Origin of the sequence: Streptomyces decoyicus (assembly GCF_019880305.1) — a bacterium.
Classification (GTDB): Bacteria; Actinomycetota; Actinomycetes; order Streptomycetales; family Streptomycetaceae; genus Streptomyces; species Streptomyces decoyicus.
The window spans coordinates 3815967-3841632 of sequence record NZ_CP082301.1 but is presented as its reverse complement, the minus strand read 5'-3'; the positions used below and the strand labels follow the sequence as shown (position 1 = coordinate 3841632).

The window sequence follows — 25666 nt, the reverse complement described above, 5'->3', positions numbered from 1 at the left end:
CCGGCCGGGGTCCGGTGGGTTCTCGCCGCCGTGGCTCAGCGCTGCGACTGCCGGGGCAGTTCCAGCGCCACCTCCGCCGCCGAGTCGCAGTACTCCCGCACCGCGCTGGTACGGGCGACCACCCGACCGCGGTGGATCACGATCCGGCTGTAGGCCAGCGAGAGCACCCCGGCGATCCGCTCGCCGCGCACCGCCAGCAGCTCCGCGGGAAAGCCCGCCTCGACACGCACCTCCGGCAGCCCCAGCGTCGCCCGCGCGGCCGAGCTCACGGTCTCGTACGCCGCCTCCGGCGTCGCCTCGCCCAGGGAGGCCAGGAGGTAGGCGGCCTCCAGCGGGTCGCCGCGCCCCACCGGGTTCGCCACGTCCCGCAGCGCCCCGCTGCCCGCCGCCACCCGCACCCCGGCCGCCCGCAGCAGCCGTACGGGCGCCGGACGCGACACCCGCGAGCCGTACCGCTCCAGTCCCGTGCAGTCGCCCTGCGGCAGACAGACGACGGCGACCCCGGCGGCCGCCAGCTGCTCGGCGACCCGCGCCGCCACGCTCCGCGGCATCCGCGCCATCCCGGCGCACGGCCCGAGGGCGACGCCGGGCCGCAGCCCCCCGGACATCGCCGCGAACCGCGCCAGCCGCGCCGGATCGTCACCGTCGGTGTGCAGATCCACCGGGCAGCCGTGCTCCCCGGCCAACTCCAGGACCGCCTCGACATAACCGGCCGGGTCGGGGTCGAGATCCGGGCATCCGCCGATGACCGAGGCGCCCATCTTCATGGCGTCCCGCAGCATCGCCAGCCCGTCCGCCCCGGCCACCCCGGTCAGCACCCGCGGCACCGCGACCGCCGCCAGATCGGCCAGCCCGCGCAGCGACCTGCGGGCCTGCAACACCGCCTCCAGCGACCGCAGCCCTTGTACGTCGCCGATCCTGACGTGGCTGCGCGAGGCCGTGGCGCCGTGCCCCAGCTGGAGCAGCGCGGCCTCCGTGGTCCGGCGCTGGACGTCCTCGGGTGAGCCGGAGGCGGGGCCGTCGGAATCGGCCGTCAGGGCGGTGTCGCAGTGTGCATGAGGTTCGACGGGGGCGGGGAGCAGGAGGTAGCCGGCGAGGTCGACACGGGCGCCCTGCGGGGCGAGGCTGCCCGCCGTCCCGACGGCCTCGATGCGTCCGCCGCCGAGCCGTACGTCCACCGTCCGGCCGTCTGCGAGCCGGGCGCCGCACAGAACCAGCGCACCGTTGTCCGACCTGGCGTAGCGGCCGGCGCCGCCGGGCTTTCCCGGCTGGGGCTGCGGCGAACTGCTGTCGGACATCGCGCTCCTCGAAGCCACCGGCGTGCAAGATCACGCAGCGTTCTTCCGAGCCTAGGGCGCTGCCGGGAGAGCTTCGCGCAGGCGCGAAATAGTCGTACCGGTGTGGTGCGCGGGGCCGTTGGGGCACGGCCCGGATACGGATTTCACGTTTGGCGGCGGGCCGTGTAATGTCTTCATCGCTCGCCCCAATAGCTCAGTCGGCAGAGCGTCTCCATGGTAAGGAGAAGGTCTACGGTTCGATTCCGTATTGGGGCTCTGATGTGTGAGGTACCTCGCCTTCGGGCGAGGGACTCTTACATCACAGCGGTGTAGCTCAGTCGGTAGAGCAAGCGGCTCATAATCGCTGTGTCACCGGTTCAAGTCCGGTCACCGCTACTGACAGTAGCCGATTGTGGGGTCGGTCCTCCGATCGGCTACTCTTTTATGCGTTAATCCGACCACCCGTCCGTCCAAGGAGCACTCACGTGGCTGCCACCGACGTCCGCCCGAAGATCACGCTGGCCTGCGTGGAGTGCAAGGAGCGGAACTACATCACCAAGAAGAACCGGCGTAATGACCCGGACCGTCTTGAGATGAAGAAGCACTGCCCTCGTTGCAACTCGCACACCGCGCACCGCGAGACGCGATAACACAGGCTCGTCCGTGAGGCCGTCCCCATTCGTGGGGGCGGCCTCACGGCGTTATCACCATCAGTACAGGGAGGTTGCGAGCCATGGCGCTCGACCAGTCTTTTGTCGGACGCACGTACCCGCCCACCGACCCGTACGAGGTCGGCCGGGAAAAGATCCGCGAATTCGCCGAGGCGATCGGTGACACCAACCCCGCCTACACGGACGCCGAAGCGGCCAAGGCGCTCGGGCACTCCGACGTGATCGCGCCGCCGACTTTTGTGTTTGCGATCACTTTCAAGGCCGCGGGGCAGGTCATCGAGGATCCGCAACTGGGTCTGGACTACAGCCGGGTGGTGCACGGCGACCAGAAGTTCGCCTACACCCGGCCGGTGCGCAGCGGGGACCGACTGAGCGTCACCTCCACCATCGAGGCCATCAAGACCATGGCGGGCAACGACATCATCGATATCCGCGGCGAGGTGCACGACGAGGCGGGCGAACACGTCGTGACCGCCTTCACCAAGCTGGTGGCCCGCGCCGCGCAGGAGGCCTGAGATGACCGCCAAGATTTCCTACGACGAGGTCGAGGCCGGCACGGAACTCCCGGCGCAGACCTTCCCCGTGAGCCGCGCCACGCTCGTCCAGTACGCGGGCGCCTCCGGCGACTTCAACCCGATCCACTGGAACGAGAAGTTCGCCAAGGAGGTCGGGCTGCCGGACGTCATCGCCCACGGCATGTTCACCATGGCCGAGGCGATCCGGGTGGTCACCGACTGGGCCGGCGACCCGGGTGCGGTCGCCGAGTACGGCGTGCGTTTCACCAAGCCCGTCGTCGTCCCCGACGACGAGACCGGTGCGCTGATCGAGGTCAGCGCCAAGGTCGCCGCCAAGCTGGACGACGACGACCGTACGGTCCGCGTCGACCTCACCGCGATGAGCGCAGGCCAGAAGGTGCTGGGCATGTCCCGCGCCGTGGTCCGCCTCGCCTGAACCACTCCTTTCGGGGGCGGCCGGCCGAGCGCTGCCGGACCGCCCCCGTACCCTTGGGCGCGTGCAGGAACTCCACGACGCGCCCCTCGCCCCGCTGACCACCTTCCGCCTCGGCGGCCCGGCAACCCGCCTCGTCACGGCCACCACCGATGACGAGGTCATCGCGGCGGTCCGTGCGGCCGACGAGGCCGGGACCCCGTTGCTGATCATCGGTGGCGGCAGCAATCTCGTCATCGGCGACAAGGGCTTCGACGGCACGGCCCTGCGCATCGCCACCCGCGGCTTCGCCCTCGACGGCACGGACCTCACGCTCGCCGCGGGCGAGAACTGGTCCGACGCGGTCGCCCGTACGGTCGAGGCCGGACTGGCCGGCGTGGAGTGCCTGGCCGGCATCCCCGGCTCGGCGGGCGCCACCCCGATCCAGAACGTGGGCGCGTACGGCCAGGAGGTCTCCGCCACGATCACCGAGGTCGTCGCATACGACCGCCGCGCCGGCGAGACCGTCACCCTCCCCAACGAGGAGTGCGGCTTCTCCTACCGCCACAGCCGCTTCAAGCAGCACCCCGACCGGTTCGTGGTGCTGCGGGTGCGCTTCGCCCTGGAGGACGCCGGTGGCCTCTCCGCGCCCCTGAAGTACCCCGAGACCGCCCGCGCCCTCGGTGTCGAGGCAGGAGACCGGGTCCCGGCCGCCGTCGCCAGGGAGACCGTTCTGGCGCTGCGCGCCGGCAAGGGCATGGTGCTCGACCCCGCGGACCACGACACCTGGTCGGCCGGCTCGTTCTTCACCAACCCGATCCTCACCGACGCCGAGCACGACGCCTTCCTCCGGCGCGTCCAGGACCGCCTCGGCCCCGACGTCGCCCCGCCCGCCTTCCCGGCCGGCGAGGGCCTGGTGAAGACCTCCGCGGCCTGGCTCATCGACCGGGCAGGCTTCACCAAGGGCTACGGCAGCGGCCCGGCCCGCATCTCCACCAAGCACACCCTCGCGCTCACCAACCGCGGCAAGGCCACCACCGAGGACCTGCTCGCACTGGCCCGTGAGGTCCGCGACGGCGTCCACGCGGCCTTCGGCGTCACGCTCGTCAACGAACCCGTCACGGTCGGCGTCAGCCTCTAGGGGAGACACCCCCTGGGCCTCCCCGGCCCTGGTCTACCGCAGCCCCGGCAGCCTCCACGGAGGCGCTACGCGGCCAGCCAGGCGTCGATCTCCGTCAGCAGCCGCTGCTGCTCGTCCTGCGGGGCGCGCGAGCCGCGGACCGACTGCCGGGCCAGCTCGGCCAGTTCGGCGTCCGTGAAGCCGTGCGCGGTGCGGGCGATCTCGTACTGCGCGGCCAGCCGCGAGCCGAACAGCAGCGGATCGTCCGCGCCCAGCGCCATCGGCACGCCCGCGTCGAAGAGCGTCCGCAGCGGTACGTCCTCCGGCTTCTCGTAGACCCCCAGCGCCACATTCGACGCCGGGCACACCTCGCAGGTCACCCCGCGCGAGGCCAGCCGGCTCAGCAGCACGGGGTCCTCCGCGGCCCGTACGCCGTGCCCCACCCGGCCGGCGTGCAGATCGTCCAGGCAGTCCCGGACGCTCGCCGGGCCCGACAGCTCTCCGCCGTGCGGCGCCGCCAGCAGGCCGCCCTCCCGGGCGATGGCGAAGGCGCGGTCGAAGTCCCGGGCGAAACCCCGGCGTTCGTCGTTGGAGAGCCCGAAACCGACCACGCCCCGGTCGGCGTAGCGCACCGCCAGACGCGCCAGCGTGCGGGCGTCCAGCGGGTGCTTCATACGGTTCGCGGCGACCACGACGCGGATGCCGAGCCCGGTGTCACGGGAGGCGCTGTGCACCGCGTCCAGGATGATCTCCAGGGCCGGGATCAGCCCGCCCAGCCTCGGCGCGTACGAGGTCGGGTCGACCTGGATCTCCAGCCAGCGCGATCCGTCGCGGACGTCCTCCTCGGCGGCCTCGCGCACCAGCCGCCGGATGTCCTCGGGTTCCCGCAGACATGACCGCGCGATGTCGTAGAGCCGCTGGAAGCGGAACCAGCCGCGCTCGTCCGTGGCTCTCAGCTGGGGCGGCTCCCCGCTCCGCAGCGCCTCCGGCAGATGGACGCCGTACTTGTCGGCCAGCTCCAGCAGGGTCGTGGACCGCATCGACCCGGTGAAGTGCAGGTGCAGATGGGCCTTCGGCAATCGGCGCAGGTCTCGAAGTGCGGCTCCGCCGCGGGCACGAACGCTCTCCATCCCAAGATCTTGCCGTATCGGGGCGGTGCGCCGGTAGGCCTTTCCCGAAGGGGGGTCCGGGGGAACGCGCGAACGGGCGCCCGGAAGGCTCCGGACGCCCGCTGCGCGACCACCTACGGCTTTCCGCAGGTGGTCTTGGTCACTTCGCCTCGGCCAGCAGCTTCTGGAGGCGCGACACGCCCTCGACGAGGTCCTCGTCGCCCAGCGCGTACGAAAGCCGCAGGTAGCCGGGGGTGCCGAAGGCCTCGCCCGGGACGACGGCGACCTCCGCCTCCTCCAGGATCAGCTCGGCCAGCTCGACGCTGCTCTGCGGGCGCTTGCCGCGGATCTCCTTGCCCAGGAGCTCCTTGACCGACGGGTACGCGTAGAACGCGCCCTCCGGCTCCGGGCACAGCACGCCGTCGATCTCGTTGAGCATCCGCACGATGGTGCGACGGCGGCGGTCGAAGGCGACCTTCATCTCCTCGACGGCCGTCAGATCGCCGGAGACCGCCGCGATGGCCGCGGCCTGCGCGACGTTGGAAACATTGGACGTGGCGTGCGACTGGAGGTTCGCGGCGGCCTTGATGACGTCCTTGGGGCCGATCGCCCAGCCCACCCGCCAGCCGGTCATGGCGTACGTCTTCGCCACGCCGTTGACGATGATGCACTTGTCGCGCAGCTCGGGCACGACCACCGGCAGCGACGAGAACTCGGCGTCGCCGTAGACCAGGTGCTCGTAGATCTCGTCGGTGAGCACCCACAGGCCGTGCCCGGCGGCCCAGCGGCCTACCGCCTCGACCTGCTCACGAGTGTAGACCGCACCGGTCGGGTTCGACGGCGACACGAAGAGCAGCACCTTGGTGCGGTCCGTACGGGCCGCCTCCAGCTGCTCGACGGTCACGCGGTAGCCGGTGGTCTCGTCGGCGACCACATCGACCGGCACACCGCCCGCGAGCCGGATCGACTCGGGGTAGGTGGTCCAGTACGGCGCCGGGACGATGACCTCGTCGCCCGGGTCGAGGATCGCCGCGAACGCCTCGTAGATGGCCTGCTTGCCCCCGTTCGTCACCAGGACGTTCGCGGCCTCGATCTCGTAGCCGGAGTCGCGCAGCGTCTTCACGGCGATCGCGGTCTTGAGCTCGGGGAGACCGCCGGCCGGGGTGTAGCGGTGGTACTTCGGGTTGCGGCAGGCCTCGATCGCCGCCTCGACGATGTAGTCGGGCGTGGGGAAGTCGGGCTCACCGGCGCCGAAGCCGATCACCGGGCGTCCGGCGGCCTTGAGTGCCTTCGCCTTGGCGTCGACGGCAAGGGTCGCGGACTCGGAGATCGAACCGACGCGGGCCGAAACCCGGCGGTCGGTGGGGGACGATGCGGAAGGGGTTGCAGCGCTCATATATGCATCGTTGCAGACCTCCGAGGAGCCCGGTACACGGGTTTGCGGGCACCACCCGGGGGGATCCTGTTCGACGCCCGGCCCCGAAACACGTACACTCGCTGACCGTTGGCTCCTAACAGGTCGCCGCGGCGCACGCACTTAATGCAGTCGGCCGCATGCGGTAGGTTGGGGGAACCACAAAGGGTCGTAGCTCAATTGGTAGAGCACTGGTCTCCAAAACCAGCGGTTGGGGGTTCAAGTCCCTCCGGCCCTGCTACACGCACTCTCCACCGCAGTGCGTGCACGCGTACGTATGAAATGCACCGCCGTGCGGCTCAACCGGGCGCGGCACGGCCACGACCCGGATTCAGGTGAGGACGAGTGACGGACGCCCTGGGCTCCATCGACATGCCTGAGCGCGGTCGTTCCGAGGACGAAGCGGCGGAATCCCAGAAGAAGCCCCGCCGCGGCGGCAAGCGCGGCAAGAAGGGCCCCTTCGCGCGTCTCGCGCTCTTCTACCGCCAGGTCGTGGCGGAACTCCGCAAGGTCGTCTGGCCCACGCGTAGCCAGCTGTCGACGTACACCAGCGTGGTGATCGTCTTCGTTGTCATCATCATCGGTCTCGTAACCGTGATTGACTTGGGAATCAACCGAGTCGTCGGGTACGTCTTCGGCTGATCCCGCGGAGGGCGCCTCAGCGGGCGCCCATTTCGCATGTTCAACCCCTTGAAGCCAGGAAGAAGCAGCCACCGTGTCTGACCCGAACCTGAACGACGCCGCCGACTCCGCCGAGACGGCAGCGGCCGACGTTGACGCGGCTGCCTCGGCCGAGGTCGAGGGCGACGACACCGCGCTTGAGATCGTCGAGGCCGTCGACGAGGTCGATGAGCTCGACGCCGAGGACGCTGCCGCCGGCGAGCCCGCCGAAGAGGCCGCGGTACACGTCGACGAAGATGCCGAGGCCGCCGCAGAGGTCGCCGAGGACGAGGAGCAGGAGCCGGTCGACCCGGTGGCCGCCCTCCGCGACGAACTCCGTGGCCTCCCCGGTGAGTGGTACGTCATCCACACCTACGCGGGCTACGAGAACCGCGTGAAGACCAACCTCGAGCAGCGCGCCGTCTCGCTGAACGTCGAGGACTTCATCTTCCAGGCCGAGGTGCCGCAGGAAGAGGTCGCGCAGATCAAGAACGGCGAGCGCAAGACCATCCGCCAGAACAAGCTCCCGGGCTACGTGCTCGTGCGCATGGATCTGACGAACGAGTCCTGGGGCGTCGTCCGCAACACCCCGGGCGTCACCGGCTTCGTCGGCAACGCCTACGACCCCTACCCGCTGACGCTGGACGAGATCGTCAAGATGCTCGCCCCGGAGGCCGAGGAGAAGGCCGCCAAGGAGGCCGCCGCGGCCGAGGGCAAGCCGGCGCCGTCCCGCAAGGTCGAGGTCCAGGTGCTGGACTTCGAGGTGGGCGACTCCGTCACCGTCACCGACGGCCCGTTCGCGACGCTGCAGGCGACGATCAACGAGATCAACGCCGACTCGAAGAAGGTCAAGGGCCTCGTCGAGATCTTCGGTCGCGAGACCCCGGTCGAGCTCAGCTTCGACCAGATCCAGAAGAACTAGGTTCTTCCGGACCACCAGCCAAATCGACCAGGTCAGACGGGCTCACAGCCGGTCTGACCTGCTCGGTTTTTGGCCGCGCGACTATACCCGTTATCGTTGTGCGGTATGCCTCCATCCGGATGACCGGATGGATCGGCGAAACACCTCTCACTAGGACCCGGAGAGAGCATGCCTCCCAAGAAGAAGAAGGTCACGGGGCTTATCAAGCTCCAGATCAGCGCCGGCGCCGCAAACCCGGCTCCGCCGGTCGGCCCCGCGCTGGGCCAGCACGGCGTCAACATCATGGAGTTCTGCAAGGCCTACAACGCCGCGACCGAGTCGCAGCGTGGCATGGTCGTGCCGGTGGAGATCACGGTCTACGAAGACCGCTCCTTCACCTTCATCACCAAGACCCCGCCGGCCGCGAAGCTCATCCTGAAGGCCGCGGGCGTGGAGAAGGGCTCCGGCGAGCCGCACAAGACCAAGGTCGCCAAGATCACGCGCGACCAGGTCCGTGACATCGCCACGACCAAGATGCCCGACCTGAACGCCAACGACCTGGACGCCGCCGAGAAGATCATCGCCGGCACCGCCCGTTCCATGGGCATCACGGTCGAGGGCTGATCCCCAGCCCCACTGGCACCACCGTGGCAGGACCAGGCGCTGGTCCGCACCACGACTCCACCCCACTGCATCAGGAGCAGAAGTGAAGCGCAGCAAGACTCTTCGCACCGCGGACGCGAAGATCGACCGGGAGCGTGTGTACGCCCCCCTCGAGGCCGTCCGTCTCGCCAAGGACACCACCTCCGTGAAGTTCGACGCGACCGTCGAGGTTGCCATGCGTCTGGGCGTCGACCCGCGCAAGGCCGACCAGATGGTCCGTGGCACCGTGAACCTCCCGCACGGCACCGGTAAGACCGCCCGGGTCCTGGTCTTCGCGACCGGTGACCGTGCTGCGGCCGCGGAAGCCGCCGGCGCCGACATCGTCGGCTCGGACGAACTGATCGACGAGGTCTCCAAGGGCCGTCTGGACTTCGACGCCGTCGTCGCCACCCCGGACCTCATGGGCAAGGTCGGCCGCCTCGGCCGCGTGCTCGGTCCGCGTGGTCTGATGCCGAACCCGAAGACCGGCACCGTCACCCCGGATGTCGCCAAGGCTGTCACCGACATCAAGGGCGGCAAGATCGAGTTCCGCGTGGACAAGCACGCGAACCTCCACTTCATCATCGGCAAGGTCTCCTTCGACGAGACCAAGCTGGTGGAGAACTACGCCGCGGCGCTCGAGGAGATCAACCGCCTCAAGCCGTCCGCCGCCAAGGGCCGCTACATCAAGAAGGCCACCATCACCACCACGATGGGCCCTGGCATCCCGCTGGACGCCAACCGCACCCGCAACCTCCTCGTCGAGGACGAGGCCGTCTGATCTCCCTGATCGACGCCTCGTAGCGCGTGATTCACGCGTCAGGCCCCGTTTCTCCCTGTGGAGAGACGGGGCCTGACGCATGTGCGGTCAGTGGCCTGCACTACAGTCGCCCCGAGGTCCATAAAGAAGATTTAAGGGGGAGCCTCAAGTGCGTAGCACGCGTATAGCCGCCGCCGTGGCGGGTGCCGTGATTCTGGTGGGTGGCCTGAGCGCCTGTAACGACGGCGGCAAGTCGTCCGGTGGCGGGAGCAGCAGCGACGCGGCGGGCGGGAGCCCGGCGGACGCACTGAAGGCGGCCCAGGCGGCGACCGAGGGCAAGAAGTCCGCGAAGATCGACGGCTCCACGACCACGACCACCCCCAACGGCCAGGTGAAGCAGACCAGCAAGGGCGGGCTGGACTGGTCGCAGGGCATGCGGATGAACGTGGAGAACACCATGTCCGGCGGGGGGAGCCCCGGTAAGCCGATCAAGGCGATCTACACCCAGGACGCCGTGTACATGAACATGGGCGCGTCCATGCCGGGGGCGGGCGGCAAGCCCTGGATGAAGTACACGTACGCCACCCTGTCGAAGCAGCTGGGCGGCTCCGGCACCCTGTTCCAGGACGTGCTCCAGAACGCCAACCCGAGCCAGCCGATCGAGCTGCTGCTCGCCTCGGGCACGGCCAAGGCCGTCGGCAAGGAGGACGTCAACGGCGTCCAGGCGACGCACTACAGCGGCACCGTCACGATGGACCAGCTGAGCGGCAAGCTCAGCAAGGACCTCCGCGACATGCTCCGCAAGCAGCTCGAGAAGGGCGGCGCGAAGAGCGAGCAGCTCGACGTCTGGATCGACGCCAACAACCTGCTGGTCAAGAAGGTGGAGAAGATCGGCGGCAAGCAGCCCAGCGACTCCACCGCGCTCTTCACGGACTACGGCACCAAGGTCGACGTGGCCCCGCCGCCGGCGGGCCAGACGGCGACCGCGCCCGGCGCCTGACCGGCACCGCTGAGCCTGTGACGGCGTGAGCGGGGGCGCTCCGATGCCCCCGCTCACGCCGATTTGCATGAGCGCATCCCGCTCCCGTATCTTTTCCCGGAAGCCAAAGACCGCTGGTTGTCTCTGCGCGTCCGGTCCCGGACGTGTGGTGGCCGAAGGATCCGCTAGCTGCGGACGGCCTGCGCAGGTGTGTATGGATGAACTCCCGGACGGACTCCGTTCCGGTCGAGTACGCCCCGTGCGCCTGCGCCGGGGCGTTTGTTTTGCCCAGCCCCTTCTGCGCGGTCCTCATCACCCGGAAGGAGGCCGAGGCTCATGGCGACGTCTGACAAGAACGCAGCCGTTGCGGAGATCACCGAGAAGCTCCGTGACTCCAACGCAGCTGTTGTGACTTCTTACACCGGACTGACTGTGGCGCAGCTCAAGGAGCTGCGTCGTTCTCTCGGCGAGAACGCTCAGTACCGTGTGGTGAAGAACACGCTGACCAAGATCGCGGCCAAGGAGGCCGGGATTCAGCTGGACGAGCACCTCAAGGGCTCGACCGCTGTCGCCTTCGTGACCGGTGACCCGGTCACGGCGGCGAAGGGTCTTCGTGACTTCGCCAAGGAGAACCCCGCTCTCGTCATCAAGGGCGGTGTCCTTGAAGGCAAGGCGCTGTCCGCCGACGAGATCAAGAAGCTTGCGGACCTCGAGTCCCGTGAGGTTCTGCTCGCCAAGCTGGCGGGTGGCATGAAGGCGTCCACGGCCAAGGCCGCGGCGACCTTCCAGGCCCCGCTCACGAAGTTCGTCCGCACCGCGGACGCGCTTCGCAGCAAGGTCGAGCAGGGCGGTGCCGGTACGCCGGCTCCCGCCGAGGCTGCCGAGTAACCACTCGGACGCCCAGCGGGCCCGTAGTACGCCCGCCAGACATGTACATCCGGCACCAGCCGAATTAGTGGAAGGACCGCCACCATGGCGAAGCTCAGCCAGGAAGACCTGCTCGCGCAGTTCGAGGGCATGACCCTCATCGAGCTCTCCGAGTTCGTGAAGGCGTTCGAGGACAAGTTCGACGTCGAGGCTGCCGCCCCCGTCGCCGTTGCCGCCGCCGGTGCCCCGGGCGCCCCGGCCGCCGCCGAGGCCGAGGAGCAGGACGAGTTCGACGTCATCCTCACCGGTGCGGGCGACAAGAAGATCCAGGTCATCAAGGTCGTGCGTGAGCTGACCTCCCTGGGCCTGAAGGAGGCCAAGGACCTCGTCGACGGCACCCCGAAGCCGGTCCTCGAGAAGGTCGCCAAGGACGCCGCGGAGAAGGCTGCCGAGTCCCTCAAGGGCGCCGGCGCCTCCGTCGAGGTCAAGTGACCCCCTGAGTCTCTGACTCACGTCCACGGCGCCTGAGGCGCTTCGGACACCAGCCAAGGGCGATCACCCATGCGGGTGGTCGCCCTTCGGCGTGCTCGTCACAGCTGCATTGTCTCGCGCCTGCGTGCGAGTATGGTGATCTTCGTTGCCCGGACGTGCCCCCATGTGACGATCTCCCAGAGGTGGGGGGCCTTGACGAACCGGACGCGGCGCGCAATTCTCGGGACGCGACGCAGAAGCGATCCAGGGTTCGAGGCATGGATCGCGGACGAAGAGGGAAGCATCGGTGTGCGCCACTGGCGCAGGGCTTTCGGCAGGCGCAGGGCATTGAGAAGAACAACGAGGGCTTCCTCCGGTGCGGAGGGCATGACCTCCCGGAGGGAGAAGATCGGTATCACGGTGCTGAACCGGTCTCCGGAAACTCGCTCTGGACATCAGTGTGCCAAGTGGCTACACTGACCCTTTGCGCTGCCTGTTAGCTGCTCCCTGCCCGTCACCAGGGGCATACCCGAGCCCGAGCAAAGCTGAATGATCTGCCCTGACCTGGGCTTTCCCTCAGTCTGCTCGATTCGGGACCGGTACGCGCGTAGTGAGTCCGAGCCCTCGGAAGGACCCCCTCTTGGCCGCCTCGCGCAACGCCTCGACTGCCAATACGAACAACGGCGACAGCACCGCCCCGCTGCGCATCTCTTTTGCGAAGATCAAGGAGCCCCTCGGGGTTCCGAACCTCCTTGCGCTGCAGACCGAAAGCTTCGACTGGCTGCTCGGCAATGCCGCATGGAAGGGTCGCGTCGAGGCTGCGCTGGAGAGTGGGCAGGAAGTCCCCACCAAGTCCGGTCTTGAAGAGATCTTCGAAGAGATCTCCCCGATCGAAGACTTCTCCGGGTCGATGTCGCTGACGTTCCGCGACCACCGCTTCGAGCCCCCGAAGAACTCCATCGACGAGTGCAAGGAGCGCGACTTCACGTACGCCGCTCCGCTCTTCGTCACCGCCGAGTTCACCAACAACGAGACCGGCGAGATCAAGTCCCAGACGGTCTTCATGGGCGACTTCCCGCTCATGACGAACAAGGGCACCTTCTGCATCAACGGCACCGAGCGTGTCGTCGTTTCGCAGCTTGTCCGCTCGCCGGGCGTGTACTTCGACAGCTCCATCGACAAGACGTCCGACAAGGACATCTTCTCCGCCAAGATCATCCCGTCCCGGGGTGCCTGGCTGGAGATGGAGATCGACAAGCGCGACATGGTCGGTGTGCGCATCGACCGTAAGCGCAAGCAGTCCGTGACCGTTCTGCTCAAGGCTCTCGGTTGGACGACCGAGCAGATCCTCGAGGAGTTCGGCGAGTACGAGTCCATGCGCGCCACCCTGGAGAAGGACCACACCCAGGGCCAGGACGACGCGCTGCTCGACATCTACCGCAAGCTGCGTCCGGGCGAGCCGCCGACCCGTGAGGCCGCGCAGACGCTGCTCGAGAACCTCTACTTCAACCCCAAGCGCTACGACCTCGCCAAGGTCGGCCGCTACAAGGTCAACAAGAAGCTCGGCGGCGACGAGCCGCTCGACGCGGGCGTGCTGACCACCGATGACGTCATTGCGACGATCAAGTACCTGGTCAAGCTGCACGCCGGCGAGACCGAGACGATGGGTGAGTCCGGCCGTTCGATCGTCGTCGAGACCGACGACATCGACCACTTCGGCAACCGTCGTCTGCGCAACGTCGGTGAGCTCATCCAGAACCAGGTCCGCACGGGTCTGGCTCGTATGGAGCGCGTCGTGCGTGAGCGCATGACCACCCAGGACGTCGAGGCGATCACGCCGCAGACCCTGATCAACATCCGGCCGGTCGTCGCCTCCATCAAGGAGTTCTTCGGCACCAGCCAGCTGTCGCAGTTCATGGACCAGACCAACCCGCTGTCGGGTCTGACCCACAAGCGCCGTCTGTCGGCGCTGGGCCCGGGTGGTCTCTCCCGTGAGCGGGCCGGCCTGGACGTCCGTGACGTGCACCCCTCGCACTACGGCCGCATGTGCCCGATTGAGACCCCTGAAGGTCCCAACATCGGTCTCATCGGCTCGCTGGCCTCCTACGGCCGGGTCAACGTCTTCGGCTTCATCGAGACGCCCTACCGCAAGGTCGTCGACGGCCAGGTCACCGAGGAGGTGGACTACCTCACGGCTGATGAGGAGGACCGCTTCCTGATCGCCCAGGCCAACGCGAAGCTCTCCGAGGACATGCGGTTCTCCGAGCAGCGTGTCCTGGTCCGCCGTCGTGGCGGCGAGGTCGACCTCGTCCCCGCCGACGAGGTGGACTTCATGGACGTCTCGCCGCGCCAGATGGTGTCGGCCGCGACCGCCATGATTCCGTTCCTCGAGCACGACGACGCCAACCGTGCGCTCATGGGATCGAACATGATGCGCCAGGCCGTTCCGCTGATCAAGGCGGAGTCCCCGCTGGTCGGCACCGGCATGGAGTACCGCTGTGCGGTCGACGCCGGTGACGTCATCAAGGCGGAGAAGGACGGTGTGGTCCAGGAGGTCTCCGCGGACTACATCACCGTCGCCAACGACGACGGCACGTACACCACGTACCGCGTCGCCAAGTTCACCCGCTCCAACCAGGGCACCTCCTTCAACCAGAAGGTCGTCGTGGACGAGGGCGCGCGGGTCATCGAGGGCCAGGTCCTCGCCGACGGTCCGTCCACGGACGAAGGCGAGATGGCGCTCGGCAAGAACCTGCTCGTGGCGTTCATGCCGTGGGAGGGCCACAACTACGAGGACGCGATCATCCTGTCGCAGCGCCTCGTGCAGGACGACGTCCTCTCCTCGATCCACATCGAGGAGCACGAGGTCGACGCCCGTGACACCAAGCTGGGCCCCGAGGAGATCACCCGGGACATCCCGAACGTCTCCGAGGAGGTCCTCTCCGACCTCGACGAGCGCGGCATCATCCGTATCGGTGCCGAGGTCGTCGCCGGCGACATCCTCGTCGGCAAGGTCACGCCCAAGGGTGAGACCGAGCTGACCCCCGAGGAGCGCCTGCTCCGCGCGATCTTCGGTGAGAAGGCGCGCGAGGTGCGCGACACCTCGCTGAAGGTGCCGCACGGTGAGATCGGCAAGGTCATCGGCGTCCGCGTCTTCGACCGCGAAGAGGGCGACGAGCTTCCCCCGGGCGTGAACCAGCTGGTCCGCGTCTATGTCGCCCAGAAGCGCAAGATCACCGACGGTGACAAGCTCGCCGGCCGTCACGGCAACAAGGGCGTCATCTCGAAGATCCTGCCGGTCGAGGACATGCCGTTCCTCGAGGACGGCACCCCGGTCGACATCATCCTCAACCCGCTGGGTGTCCCGTCCCGAATGAACCCGGGACAGGTCCTGGAGATCCACCTCGGCTGGCTCGCCAGCCAGGGCTGGAAGGTCGAGGGTGTCGAGGAGGAGTGGAAGAAGCGTCTCCACTCGATCTCCGCCGACGAGGTCGCCCCCGGCTCCAACGTCGCCACCCCGGTGTTCGACGGTGCGCGCGAGGACGAGATCTCCGGTCTCTTCGAGTCGACGATCCCCAACCGCGACGGCGAGCGGATGGTCAAGGGCTCCGGCAAGGCGCGGCTGTTCGACGGCCGCTCCGGTGAGCCGTTCCCGGACCCGATCTCGATCGGGTACATGTACATCCTCAAGCTGCACCACCTGGTCGACGACAAGCTGCACGCGCGTTCGACCGGTCCGTACTCGATGATCACCCAGCAGCCGCTGGGTGGTAAGGCTCAGTTCGGTGGCCAGCGGTTCGGTGAGATGGAGGTGTGGGCGCTGGAGGCTTACGGCGCCGCATACGCCCTCCAGGAGCTGCTGACGATCAAGTCCGACGACGTGACCGGCCGCGTGAAGGTCTACGAGGCCATCGTCAAGGGCGAGAACATCCCCGAGCCCGGCATTCCCGAGTCCTTCAAGGTGCTCATCAAGGAAATGCAGTCCCTGTGCCTCAACGTGGAGGTGCTGTCCTCGGACGGCATGTCCATCGAGATGCGCGACACCGACGAGGACGTCTTCCGCGCAGCGGAGGAGCTCGGCATCGACCTGTCCCGGCGCGAGCCGAGCAGCGTCGAAGAGGTCTGACGGGAGTCTGACGGAGCCCAGCCCGCTGGGCTCCGTCGGCCCCAAGACCCCCGTTTCAGACCACAGACTTACAACCCTGAGAGGGATTGACGCATAGTGCTCGACGTCAACTTCTTCGATGAGCTCCGGATCGGTCTGGCTACCGCTGACGACATCCGTCAGTGGAGCCACGGCGAGGTCAAGAAGCCCGAGACCATCAACTACCGCACCCTCAAGCCCGAAAAGGACGGACTCTTCTGCGAGAAGATCTTCGGTCCTACGCGGGACTGGGAGTGCTACTGCGGTAAGTACAAGCGCGTCCGCTTCAAGGGCATCATCTGCGAGCGCTGCGGCGTCGAGGTCACTCGCGCCAAGGTGCGTCGTGAGCGGATGGGCCACATCGAGCTCGCCGCGCCCGTGACGCACATCTGGTACTTCAAGGGTGTGCCGAGCCGGCTGGGCTACCTGCTGGACCTCGCGCCCAAGGACCTCGAGAAGGTCATCTACTTCGCCGCCTACATGATCACGTGGGTGGACGAGGAGCGTCGTACGCGTGACCTGCCCTCGCTGGAGGCGCACGTCTCCGTCGAGCGTCAGCAGATCGAGCAGCGTCGTGACTCCGACCTGGAGGCCCGCGCCAAGAAGCTCGAGACCGACCTGGCCGAGCTCGAGGCCGAGGGTGCCAAGGCCGACGTGCGCCGCAAGGTGCGCGAGGGTGCCGAGCGTGAGATGAAGCAGCTGCGCGACCGTGCGCAGCGCGAGATCGACCGTCTCGACGAGGTCTGGAACCGCTTCAAGAACCTCAAGGTCCAGGACCTCGAGGGCGACGAGCTGCTCTACCGCGAGCTGCGTGACCGCTTCGGCACGTACTTCGACGGCTCCATGGGTGCCGCTGCCCTGCAGAAGCGCCTGGAGACCTTCGACCTCGACGAGGAGGCCGAGCGCCTCCGCGAGATCATCCGCACCGGCAAGGGCCAGAAGAAGACCCGTGCGCTCAAGCGCCTCAAGGTCGTCTCCGCCTTCCTGCAGACCCGCAACAGCCCCAAGGGCATGGTGCTGGACTGCATCCCGGTGATCCCGCCGGACCTGCGTCCGATGGTGCAGCTGGACGGTGGCCGCTTCGCGACCTCCGACCTGAACGACCTGTACCGCCGTGTGATCAACCGCAACAACCGCCTGAAGCGGCTTCTCGACCTCGGCGCGCCCGAGATCATCGTGAACAACGAGAAGCGCATGCTCCAGGAGGCCGTGGACGCCCTCTTCGACAACGGTCGTCGCGGTCGCCCGGTCACCGGTCCCGGTAACCGCCCCCTGAAGTCCCTCAGCGACATGCTGAAGGGCAAGCAGGGCCGGTTCCGTCAGAACCTGCTCGGTAAGCGAGTCGACTACTCGGCGCGTTCCGTCATCGTCGTCGGCCCGCAGCTCAAGCTGCACCAGTGCGGTCTGCCCAAGGCCATGGCGCTGGAGCTCTTCAAGCCGTTCGTGATGAAGCGCCTGGTGGACCTGAACCACGCGCAGAACATCAAGTCGGCCAAGCGCATGGTCGAGCGCGGCCGCACGGTCGTCTACGACGTGCTCGAAGAGGTCATCGCCGAGCACCCGGTGCTGCTGAACCGTGCACCCACCCTGCACCGTCTGGGCATCCAGGCCTTCGAGCCGCAGCTGGTCGAGGGCAAGGCCATTCAGATTCACCCGCTCGTCTGCACCGCGTTCAACGCGGACTTCGACGGTGACCAGATGGCCGTCCACCTCCCGCTCTCCGCGGAGGCCCAGGCCGAGGCCCGCATCCTGATGCTGTCCTCGAACAACATCCTCAAGCCGGCCGACGGCCGTCCGGTCACCATGCCGACCCAGGACATGGTGCTCGGCCTCTTCTTCCTCACCACGGATGAAGAGGAGCGCAAGGTCATCGGCGAGGGCCGGGCGTTCGGCTCGACCGCCGAGGCGATCATGGCGTTCGACGCCAAGGAGCTCTCGCTCCAGGCGAAGGTCGACATCCGCTTCCCGATCGGCACCGTCCCGCCCCGTGGCTGGACCCCGCCGGTTCCGGAAGAGGGCGAGCCCGAGTGGCAGCAGGGCGACAGCTTCCGGCTGCGGACGACCCTGGGCCGCGCGCTCTTCAACGAGCTGCTGCCCGAGGACTACCCGTTCGTCGACTACTCGGTGGGCAAGAAGCAGCTCTCCGCGATCGTCAACGACCTGGCCGAGCGCTACCCGAAGGTCATCGTGGCGGCGACGCTCGACAACCTGAAGGCGGCCGGCTTCCACTGGGCGACCCGTTCCGGCGTCACCGTCGCCGTCTCGGACATCGTCGTGCCGGAGGCCAAGAAGGCCATCGTCGCGGGCTACGAGGCCCAGGACGAGAAGGTCCAGAAGCAGTACGAGCGCGGTCTGATCACCAAGGACGAGCGCACGCAGGAACTCATCAACATCTGGACCAAGGCGACCAACGAGGTCTCCGAGGCGATGAATGAGAACTTCCCCAAGACGAACCCCATCTTCATGATGGTTGACTCGGGTGCCCGAGGAAACATGATGCAGATGCGGCAGATCGCCGGTATGCGTGGTCTGGTGTCGAACGCGAAGAACGAGACCATCCCGCGTCCGATCAAGGCGTCGTTCCGCGAGGGTCTGTCCGTGCTGGAGTACTTCATCTCCACCCACGGTGCCCGTAAGGGTCTGGCGGACACCGCCCTTCGTACCGCCGACTCCGGTTACCTCACCCGTCGTCTGGTCGACGTCTCCCAGGACGTCATCATTCGCGAGGAGGACTGCGGCACGGAGCGTGGCCTCAAGCTGCGGATCGCCTCGAAGGACGCCGCAGGCGTGCTGCGCAAGGCGGACGACGTCGAGTCCAGCGTCTACGCACGCATGCTGGCCGAGGACGTCGTCGTCGACGGCAAGGTCGTCGCCCCGGCGAACGTCGACCTCGGTGACGTGCTCATCGACGCCCTGGTCAACGCGGGCGTCGAGGAGGTCAAGACCCGCTCGGTCCTGACCTGTGAGTCCGCGGTCGGCACCTGTGCCTTCTGCTACGGCCGTTCGCTGGCCACCGGCAAGCTGGTCGACATCGGTGAGGCGGTCGGCATCATCGCCGCCCAGTCCATCGGTGAGCCCGGCACCCAGCTGACGATGCGTACCTTCCACACCGGTGGTGTGGCCGGTGACGACATCACCCTGGGTCTGCCGCGTGTCGTCGAGCTCTTCGAGGCCCGTACGCCCAAGGGTGTCGCCCCGATCTCGGAGGCGGCCGGCCGCGTCCGTATCGAGGAGACCGAGAAGACCAAGAAGGTCATCGTCACCCCGGACGACGGCAGCGACGAGATGCCCTACGGCGTCTCCAAGCGTGCCCGTCTCCTGGTGGGCGAGGGCGACCACGTCACGGTCGGCCAGCCGCTGACCGTGGGTGCCGTCAACCCGCACGACGTGCTGCGGATCCTCGGCCAGCGTGCCGTCCAGGTCCACCTGGTCGGCGAGGTCCAGAAGGTCTACAACAGCCAGGGCGTGGCGATCCACGACAAGCACATCGAGATCATCATCCGGCAGATGCTGCGCCGTGTGACGATCATCGAGTCCGGCGACGCGGAGCTGCTGCCGGGCGAGCTGGTGGAGCGCACGAAGTTCGAGGGCGAGAACCGTCGCGTCGTGGCGGAAGGCGGCCACCCGGCCTCCGGCCGTCCGCAGCTGATGGGTATCACCAAGGCTTCGCTGGCCACCGAGTCCTGGCTGTCGGCGGCGTCCTTCCAGGAGACGACCAGGGTCCTGACCGACGCGGCGATCAACGCCAAGTCGGACTCCCTGATCGGCCTCAAGGAGAACGTCATCATCGGTAAGCTCATCCCGGCCGGTACGGGCCTGTCCCGCTACCGCAACATCCGGGTCGAGCCCACCGAAGAGGCCAAGGCCGCGATGTACTCGGCCGTCGGTTACGACGACATCGACTACTCGCCCTTCGGCACCGGCTCCGGCCAGGCGGTCCCGCTGGAGGACTACGACTACGGTCCGTACAACCAGTAATCCTGGTCCGTACGACAGCAACAGGGCGGCCATCCCTTGCGGGGTGGCCGCCCTGCGGCGTTGTGGCCGGCCCTCTCGCGGGTTGAGGGCCGTGCGGGGGAACTTGTCCTCCCATTGCTGCGTCTGTGATGAGAAGATGAGGAGAACTGTCGAGCGGGGGGAGGTTCGCGAAGTGGCATTCCAGCCGTGGCAGGGTGGGCAGCCCGCTCAGCCGTCGAATCAGGTGCCTGCCATGCGTGCCTCGCACGCCGATCGTGAGCGAGCGGTCGATGTGCTCAAGGCGGGATTTGCCGAGGGGCGGCTGCTTCAGCCGGAGTACGAGCAGCGGATCACACGGGCCTACAAGGCGCAGACGCATGCCGAACTGCAGATGCTGGTAGCGGATCTTCCGCAGGGGCCGGTGCCGCAGGCGCAGTTCATGCCGCAGCGTCCGGTGCCGGCGACTTTCATGCCGATGCCGATGCAGATGCCCATGCCGGTGCACACCAACAGCTCGGCGACGGGCGCGCTGGTCTGCGGGATCATGACACCGGTGACATGGGGGCTGACGGCGATCCCGGCCGTGATCCTGGGTCACAAGGCGCGGGCCGAGATCCGGCGGACCGGAGAGCGCGGGGACGGTCAGGCCATCACGGGACTCGTCCTCGGCTGGCTGGGGATCGGTGGCTGGGCGCTGTTCATCCTGGTGACGATCCTGGTGGCCGCGACCAATCTGTAAAGGGCGTACGAGGGCGGCGGAGCTCGTCGGCGGAGGGCCGTCGCCCGGGCGTGGCGCCTTCTTCCGTCCGGCCGGGGATCGCACTACGGTGGCCGCATCGCCGTGAGGAGTCCGGCGTGTCCTTCGCGTGTGCATTTGTTTTGACCGCAGCCAATGCGGTAGGTACGCTCTGACCTTGTGCCTGGGGTGTCCCTGGGCTGCCGTGCCCGCAATCTCCACAGCCTTCGGGTGGGAGAGCCACAGCACGGAAGCCGGGTTTTGACACCGCAATCTGCCGCCTCACTCGTTCCAGCGAGGGACCGGACTGCAGTATTCGACACACCCGACCGCGTGGGTCGGGGAATGTTCCAGGTTAGCTTTACCGAGACTGGCACACAGAAACCGGAGAAACGGTGCCTACGATCCAGCAGCTGGTCCGCAAGGGCCGGCAGGACAAGGTCGAGAAGAACAAGACGCCCGCGCTCGAGGGTTCCCCCCAGCGCCGTGGCGTCTGCACGCGTGTTTTCACGACCACCCCGAAGAAGCCGAACTCGGCCCTGCGTAAGGTCGCGCGTGTGCGTCTGACCAGCGGGATCGAGGTCACCGCTTACATTCCGGGTGAGGGCCACAACCTGCAGGAGCACTCGATCGTGCTCGTGCGTGGTGGTCGTGTGAAGGACCTGCCGGGTGTTCGGTACAAGATCATCCGCGGCTCCCTCGACACGCAGGGCGTCAAGAACCGCAAGCAGGCTCGCAGCCGCTACGGCGCCAAGAAGGAGAAGTAAGAATGCCTCGTAAGGGCCCCGCCCCGAAGCGCCCGGTCATCATCGACCCGGTCTACGGTTCTCCTCTGGTGACCTCCCTCATCAACAAGGTGCTGCTGAACGGAAAGCGCTCCACCGCCGAGCGCATCGTTTACGGCGCCATGGAGGGTCTGCGCGAGAAGACCGGTAACGACCCGGTCATCACGCTCAAGCGCGCGCTCGAGAACATCAAGCCGACCCTTGAGGTCAAGTCCCGCCGTGTCGGTGGCGCGACCTACCAGGTCCCGGTCGAGGTCAAGCCCGGCCGCGCCGCCACCCTCTCGCTGCGCTGGCTCGTGGGCTACTCCCGCGCCCGCCGCGAGAAGACCATGACCGAGCGCCTCATGAACGAACTGCTCGACGCCTCCAACGGCCTCGGCGCTTCGGTCAAGAAGCGTGAGGACACGCACAAGATGGCCGAGTCCAACAAGGCCTTCGCGCACTACCGCTGGTAGTCGCAACCCACATCGAGACCGAGAGAAGATTGAGCCACTATGGCCACCACTTCGCTTGACCTGGCCAAGGTCCGCAATATCGGGATCATGGCCCACATCGACGCGGGCAAGACGACCACCACCGAGCGGATCCTGTTCTACACCGGTGTTTCTTACAAGATCGGTGAAGTCCACGACGGCGCTGCCACGATGGACTGGATGGAGCAGGAGCAGGAGCGCGGCATCACCATCACGTCTGCCGCGACGACCTGCCACTGGCCGCTGGAAGACGTCGACAACACCATCAACATCATCGACACCCCGGGCCACGTCGACTTCACGGTCGAGGTGGAGCGCTCGCTGCGCGTCCTGGACGGTGCGGTGACGGTGTTCGACGGCGTTGCCGGTGTCGAGCCCCAGTCCGAGACCGTCTGGCGTCAGGCGGACCGCTACGGCGTTCCGCGTATCTGCTTCGTCAACAAGCTCGACCGTACGGGCGCCGAGTTCCACCGCTGCGTCGACATGATCGTGGACCGCCTCGGCGCGACCCCGATCGTGATGCAGCTCCCGATCGGCACCGAGGCCGACTTCAAGGGCGTCGTCGACCTCGTGACGATGAAGGCCCTGGTCTGGTCGGCCGAGGCCGCCAAGGGCGAGATGTACGACACCGTCGACATCCCGGACACCCACATCGAGGCTGCCGACGAGTGGCGCGGCAAGCTGCTCGAGGCCGTTGCCGAGAACGATGAAGAGATCATGGAGCTGTACCTGGAGGGCCAGGAGCCCACCGTGGAGCAGCTCTACGCGGCGATCCGCCGGATCACCATCGCTTCGGGCAAGGCCGAGAACACCACCGTCACCCCGGTGTTCTGCGGTACCGCGTTCAAGAACAAGGGCGTGCAGCCCCTGCTCGACGCGGTCGTGCGCTACCTCCCCTCCCCGCTGGACGTCGAGGCCATTGAGGGCCACGCGGTCAGCGACCCGGAAGAGGTCATCAAGCGCAAGCCGTCCGAGGACGAGCCGCTTTCCGCCCTTGCGTTCAAGATTGCGAGCGACCCCCACCTGGGCAAGCTCACCTTCATCCGGGTGTACTCGGGCCGCCTTGAGGCCGGCTCGCAGGTGCAGAACTCGGTGAAGGGCAAGAAGGAGCGCATCGGCAAGATCTACCGGATGCACGCGAACAAGCGTGAGGAGATCGACTCGGTGGGTGCCGGTGACATCGTCGCCGTCATGGGTCTGAAGCAGACCACCACCGGTGAGACGCTCTGCGACGCCGGCAACCCGGTCATCCTGGAATCGATGGAGTTCCCGGCCCCGGTCATCCAGGTCGCCATTGAGCCCAAGTCCAAGGGCGACCAGGAGAAGCTGGGTGTCGCCATCCAGCGCCTCGCCGAAGAGGACCCCTCGTTCCAGGTGCACACCGACGAGGAAACCGGCCAGACCATCATCGCGGGTATGGGCGAGCTGCACCTCGACGTGCTGGTCGACCGTATGAAGCGTGAGTTCCGGGTCGAGGCCAACGTCGGCAAGCCGCAGGTCGCCTACCGCGAGACCCTGCGCAAGCCGGTCGAGCGTCTCGACTACACGCACAAGAAGCAGACTGGTGGTTCCGGCCAGTTCGCGAAGGTGCAGATCGCGATCGCGCCCCTCGAGGGCGACGGGTACGAGTTCGAGAACAAGGTCACCGGTGGCCGTATCCCGCGGGAGTACATCCCGTCCGTGGACGCGGGCTGCCAGGAGGCCATGGAGTTCGGTGTTCTCGCCGGCTACCCGCTGACCGGCGTCAAGGTCACGCTCCTCGACGGTGCCTTCCACGAGGTCGACTCTTCCGAGATGGCCTTCAAGATCGCCGGTTCGATGGCCTTCAAGGAGGCCGCGCGCAAGGCCTCCCCGGCCCTGCTCGAGCCGATGATGAAGGTCGAGGTCACCACGCCCGAGGACTACATGGGCGATGTGATCGGCGACATCAACTCTCGCCGTGGACAGATCCAGTCCATGGAGGAGCGCAGCGGCGCCAAGCTCGTCACGGGCCTGGTTCCCCTGTCGGAGATGTTCGGCTACGTCGGCGACCTCCGCAGCAAGACCTCGGGTCGCGCAAGCTACTCGATGCAGTTCGACTCCTACGCCGAGGTTCCCCGGAACGTCGCCGAGGAGATCATCGCGAAGGCCAAGGGCGAATAGCTCCGTCTCCGAGAGTCGGAACACGCTTTAGGCTTGACACCGTCTGCCGGGGTAATCCCCGCAATCCGTGAGGAATGCCCCGGCAGCCGGCATCCCAGCAAAGATCACCTGGCGCCGATGAGTAAGGCGTACAGAACCACTTCAGGAGGAACCAGTGGCGAAGGCGAAGTTCGAGCGGACTAAGCCGCACGTCAACATCGGCACCATCGGTCACATTGACCACGGTAAGACGACCCTCACGGCCGCCATTACCAAGGTGCTGCACGACGCGTACCCGGACCTGAACGAGGCCTCGGCCTTCGACCAGATCGACAAGGCTCCTGAGGAGCGCCAGCGCGGTATCACGATTTCGATCGCGCACGTCGAGTACCAGACGGAGAACCGTCACTACGCCCACGTCGACTGCCCCGGTCACGCGGACTACATCAAGAACATGATCACGGGTGCGGCGCAGATGGACGGCGCCATCCTCGTGGTCGCCGCCACCGACGGCCCGATGCCGCAGACCAAGGAGCACGTGCTCCTGGCCCGCCAGGTCGGCGTTCCGTACATCGTCGTCGCCCTGAACAAGGCCGACATGGTGGACGACGAGGAGATCCTGGAGCTCGTCGAGCTCGAGGTCCGTGAGCTCCTCTCCGAGTACGAGTTCCCCGGCGACGACGTTCCGGTCGTCAAGGTCTCGGCGCTCAAGGCGCTCGAGGGCGACAAGGAGTGGGGCGACTCCGTCCTCAAGCTCATGGCCGCCGTCGACGAGTCGATCCCGCAGCCCGAGCGCGACGTCGACAAGCCGTTCCTGATGCCGATCGAGGACGTCTTCACGATCACCGGCCGTGGCACCGTTGTCACCGGTCGTATCGAGCGTGGTGTCCTCAAGGTCAACGAGACCGTCGACATCATCGGCATCAAGACCGAGAAGACCACCACCACGGTCACCGGTATCGAGATGTTCCGGAAGCTCCTCGACGAGGGCCAGGCCGGTGAGAACGTCGGTCTGCTCCTCCGTGGCATCAAGCGCGAGGACGTCGAGCGCGGCCAGGTCATCATCAAGCCGGGCTCGGTCACGCCGCACACCTCGTTCGAGGCCCAGGCGTACATCCTGTCGAAGGACGAGGGTGGCCGTCACACCCCCTTCTTCAACAACTACCGCCCGCAGTTCTACTTCCGCACCACCGACGTGACCGGCGTCGTGACCCTCCCCGAGGGCACCGAGATGGTCATGCCGGGCGACAACACTGAGATGACCGTTGAGCTCATCCAGCCCGTCGCGATGGAAGAGGGCCTGAAGTTCGCCATCCGTGAGGGTGGCCGGACCGTCGGCGCCGGCCAGGTCACCAAGATCACGAAGTAATTTCGCTGATCCGGTTGATCCGGTAGCTCCCGGCCTTCGGGCCGGGGGTCCGGGGCGCTGCCCCGAAAAAGCATGACGAGGAGCCCTGCCCGCCATCAGGTGGGCGGGGCTCCTTGACAGTTGGGCCCCGATTAGCCTTACGCGTCCCAGGTGTGGCACACTGTCCAGGTTGCTCGGTTGAGTGCCGATGCTGCGCGCCTCCCGCCGGGAGGACTGGAAGCGAGTCCCAGGTATTCGTCGTCCCTTCTCAGGGTCGGAAATACGGGAATCTTCCGGGAAGCGT

At 67.3% G+C, this 25666-nt stretch carries 21 protein-coding genes and 3 tRNA genes; 21 read left to right on the top strand and 3 right to left on the bottom strand.

Features of this window, described 5'->3' with window-relative positions:
- Positions 1-35 precede the first annotated feature (35 nt).
- Positions 36-1298 carry an amidohydrolase family protein gene (locus K7C20_RS16765; RefSeq protein ID WP_030074739.1) on the bottom strand — a complete coding sequence of 421 codons (1263 nt, stop codon included), beginning with the start codon at positions 1296-1298 and terminating at the stop codon, positions 36-38.
- A gap of 182 nt (positions 1299-1480) precedes the next feature.
- Here K7C20_RS16765 and K7C20_RS16760 point away from each other — a divergent pair.
- From K7C20_RS16760 to K7C20_RS16735, 6 genes are all read left to right on the top strand, one after another.
- A tRNA-Thr gene (locus K7C20_RS16760) sits at positions 1481-1553 on the top strand.
- A 47-nt stretch (positions 1554-1600) separates the two neighbouring features.
- A tRNA-Met gene (locus K7C20_RS16755) sits at positions 1601-1673 on the top strand.
- 89 nt (positions 1674-1762) lie between these two features.
- The gene (rpmG, locus tag K7C20_RS16750; RefSeq protein WP_006604855.1) at positions 1763-1927 is read left to right on the top strand and encodes a 50S ribosomal protein L33; all 165 of its coding nucleotides are present in this window, start codon (positions 1763-1765) and stop codon (positions 1925-1927) included.
- A gap of 83 nt (positions 1928-2010) precedes the next feature.
- Positions 2011-2463 (top strand): MaoC family dehydratase N-terminal domain-containing protein, encoded by a 453-nt coding sequence (locus K7C20_RS16745; protein ID WP_030074742.1) that lies wholly within the window; start codon positions 2011-2013, stop codon positions 2461-2463.
- A 1-nt stretch (position 2464) separates the two neighbouring features.
- Positions 2465-2899 carry a MaoC family dehydratase gene (locus K7C20_RS16740; RefSeq protein WP_030074744.1) on the top strand — a complete coding sequence of 145 codons (435 nt, stop codon included), beginning with the start codon at positions 2465-2467 and terminating at the stop codon, positions 2897-2899.
- Positions 2900-2960: 61 nt separating this feature from the next.
- Positions 2961-4016, top strand: coding sequence for a UDP-N-acetylmuramate dehydrogenase (locus K7C20_RS16735; RefSeq protein WP_030074746.1), 1056 nt, complete (start codon positions 2961-2963; stop codon positions 4014-4016).
- A 65-nt stretch (positions 4017-4081) separates the two neighbouring features.
- Here K7C20_RS16735 and K7C20_RS16730 read toward each other — a convergent pair whose 3' ends face one another.
- Together K7C20_RS16730 and K7C20_RS16725 are read right to left on the bottom strand one after the other, a co-directional pair.
- Positions 4082-5125 (bottom strand): adenosine deaminase, encoded by a 1044-nt coding sequence (locus tag K7C20_RS16730; RefSeq protein WP_030074749.1) that lies wholly within the window; start codon positions 5123-5125, stop codon positions 4082-4084.
- 139 nt (positions 5126-5264) lie between these two features.
- Positions 5265-6500: a pyridoxal phosphate-dependent aminotransferase gene (locus K7C20_RS16725; protein ID WP_030074751.1), complete on the bottom strand. Its 1236-nt coding sequence runs from the start codon at positions 6498-6500 to the stop codon at positions 5265-5267.
- 183 nt (positions 6501-6683) lie between these two features.
- Between K7C20_RS16725 and K7C20_RS16720 the strand changes: the two genes are divergently transcribed.
- The 15 genes from K7C20_RS16720 (at position 6684) to tuf (ending at position 25383) form a co-directional block, all read left to right on the top strand.
- Positions 6684-6756, top strand: a tRNA-Trp gene (locus tag K7C20_RS16720).
- A 107-nt stretch (positions 6757-6863) separates the two neighbouring features.
- A complete protein-coding gene (secE, locus tag K7C20_RS16715; protein WP_030074753.1) occupies positions 6864-7160 on the top strand; it encodes a preprotein translocase subunit SecE in 297 nt (98 codons plus the stop codon).
- A 73-nt stretch (positions 7161-7233) separates the two neighbouring features.
- The gene (gene nusG / locus K7C20_RS16710; RefSeq protein WP_053208555.1) at positions 7234-8100 is read left to right on the top strand and encodes a transcription termination/antitermination protein NusG; all 867 of its coding nucleotides are present in this window, start codon (positions 7234-7236) and stop codon (positions 8098-8100) included.
- Positions 8101-8268: 168 nt separating this feature from the next.
- Positions 8269-8703, top strand: coding sequence for a 50S ribosomal protein L11 (rplK, locus tag K7C20_RS16705; protein ID WP_030074757.1), 435 nt, complete (start codon positions 8269-8271; stop codon positions 8701-8703).
- Between the two features lie 82 nt (positions 8704-8785).
- Entirely contained in the window at positions 8786-9502 is a 717-nt protein-coding gene (gene rplA / locus K7C20_RS16700) for a 50S ribosomal protein L1 (protein ID WP_030074759.1), read from the top strand.
- A gap of 148 nt (positions 9503-9650) precedes the next feature.
- Positions 9651-10481 (top strand): LolA-like protein, encoded by an 831-nt coding sequence (locus K7C20_RS16695; RefSeq protein WP_063753804.1) that lies wholly within the window; start codon positions 9651-9653, stop codon positions 10479-10481.
- Between the two features lie 315 nt (positions 10482-10796).
- Positions 10797-11348 carry a 50S ribosomal protein L10 gene (gene rplJ / locus K7C20_RS16690; RefSeq protein WP_030074763.1) on the top strand — a complete coding sequence of 184 codons (552 nt, stop codon included), beginning with the start codon at positions 10797-10799 and terminating at the stop codon, positions 11346-11348.
- A gap of 84 nt (positions 11349-11432) precedes the next feature.
- Complete coding sequence (rplL, locus tag K7C20_RS16685; protein WP_030074765.1) at positions 11433-11819, top strand: 50S ribosomal protein L7/L12; 387 nt, start codon at positions 11433-11435, stop codon at positions 11817-11819.
- A gap of 619 nt (positions 11820-12438) precedes the next feature.
- Complete coding sequence (rpoB, locus tag K7C20_RS16680) at positions 12439-15924, top strand: DNA-directed RNA polymerase subunit beta (RefSeq protein ID WP_030074767.1); 3486 nt, start codon at positions 12439-12441, stop codon at positions 15922-15924.
- A 96-nt stretch (positions 15925-16020) separates the two neighbouring features.
- Positions 16021-19920, top strand: coding sequence for a DNA-directed RNA polymerase subunit beta' (locus K7C20_RS16675; RefSeq protein WP_030074769.1), 3900 nt, complete (start codon positions 16021-16023; stop codon positions 19918-19920).
- A 232-nt stretch (positions 19921-20152) separates the two neighbouring features.
- The gene (locus tag K7C20_RS16670) at positions 20153-20638 is read left to right on the top strand and encodes a DUF1707 and DUF4190 domain-containing protein (RefSeq protein ID WP_030074771.1); all 486 of its coding nucleotides are present in this window, start codon (positions 20153-20155) and stop codon (positions 20636-20638) included.
- Positions 20639-21030: 392 nt separating this feature from the next.
- Positions 21031-21402, top strand: a complete 372-nt coding sequence (gene rpsL, locus K7C20_RS16665) for a 30S ribosomal protein S12 (protein ID WP_003948652.1) — start codon at positions 21031-21033, stop codon at positions 21400-21402.
- Between the two features lie 2 nt (positions 21403-21404).
- Positions 21405-21875, top strand: a complete 471-nt coding sequence (gene rpsG / locus K7C20_RS16660; RefSeq protein WP_004571813.1) for a 30S ribosomal protein S7 — start codon at positions 21405-21407, stop codon at positions 21873-21875.
- Between the two features lie 39 nt (positions 21876-21914).
- A complete protein-coding gene (fusA, locus tag K7C20_RS16655) occupies positions 21915-24035 on the top strand; it encodes an elongation factor G (RefSeq protein WP_030074773.1) in 2121 nt (706 codons plus the stop codon).
- A 154-nt stretch (positions 24036-24189) separates the two neighbouring features.
- Entirely contained in the window at positions 24190-25383 is a 1194-nt protein-coding gene (gene tuf, locus K7C20_RS16650; RefSeq protein WP_006604872.1) for an elongation factor Tu, read from the top strand.
- Positions 25384-25666 lie beyond the last annotated feature (283 nt).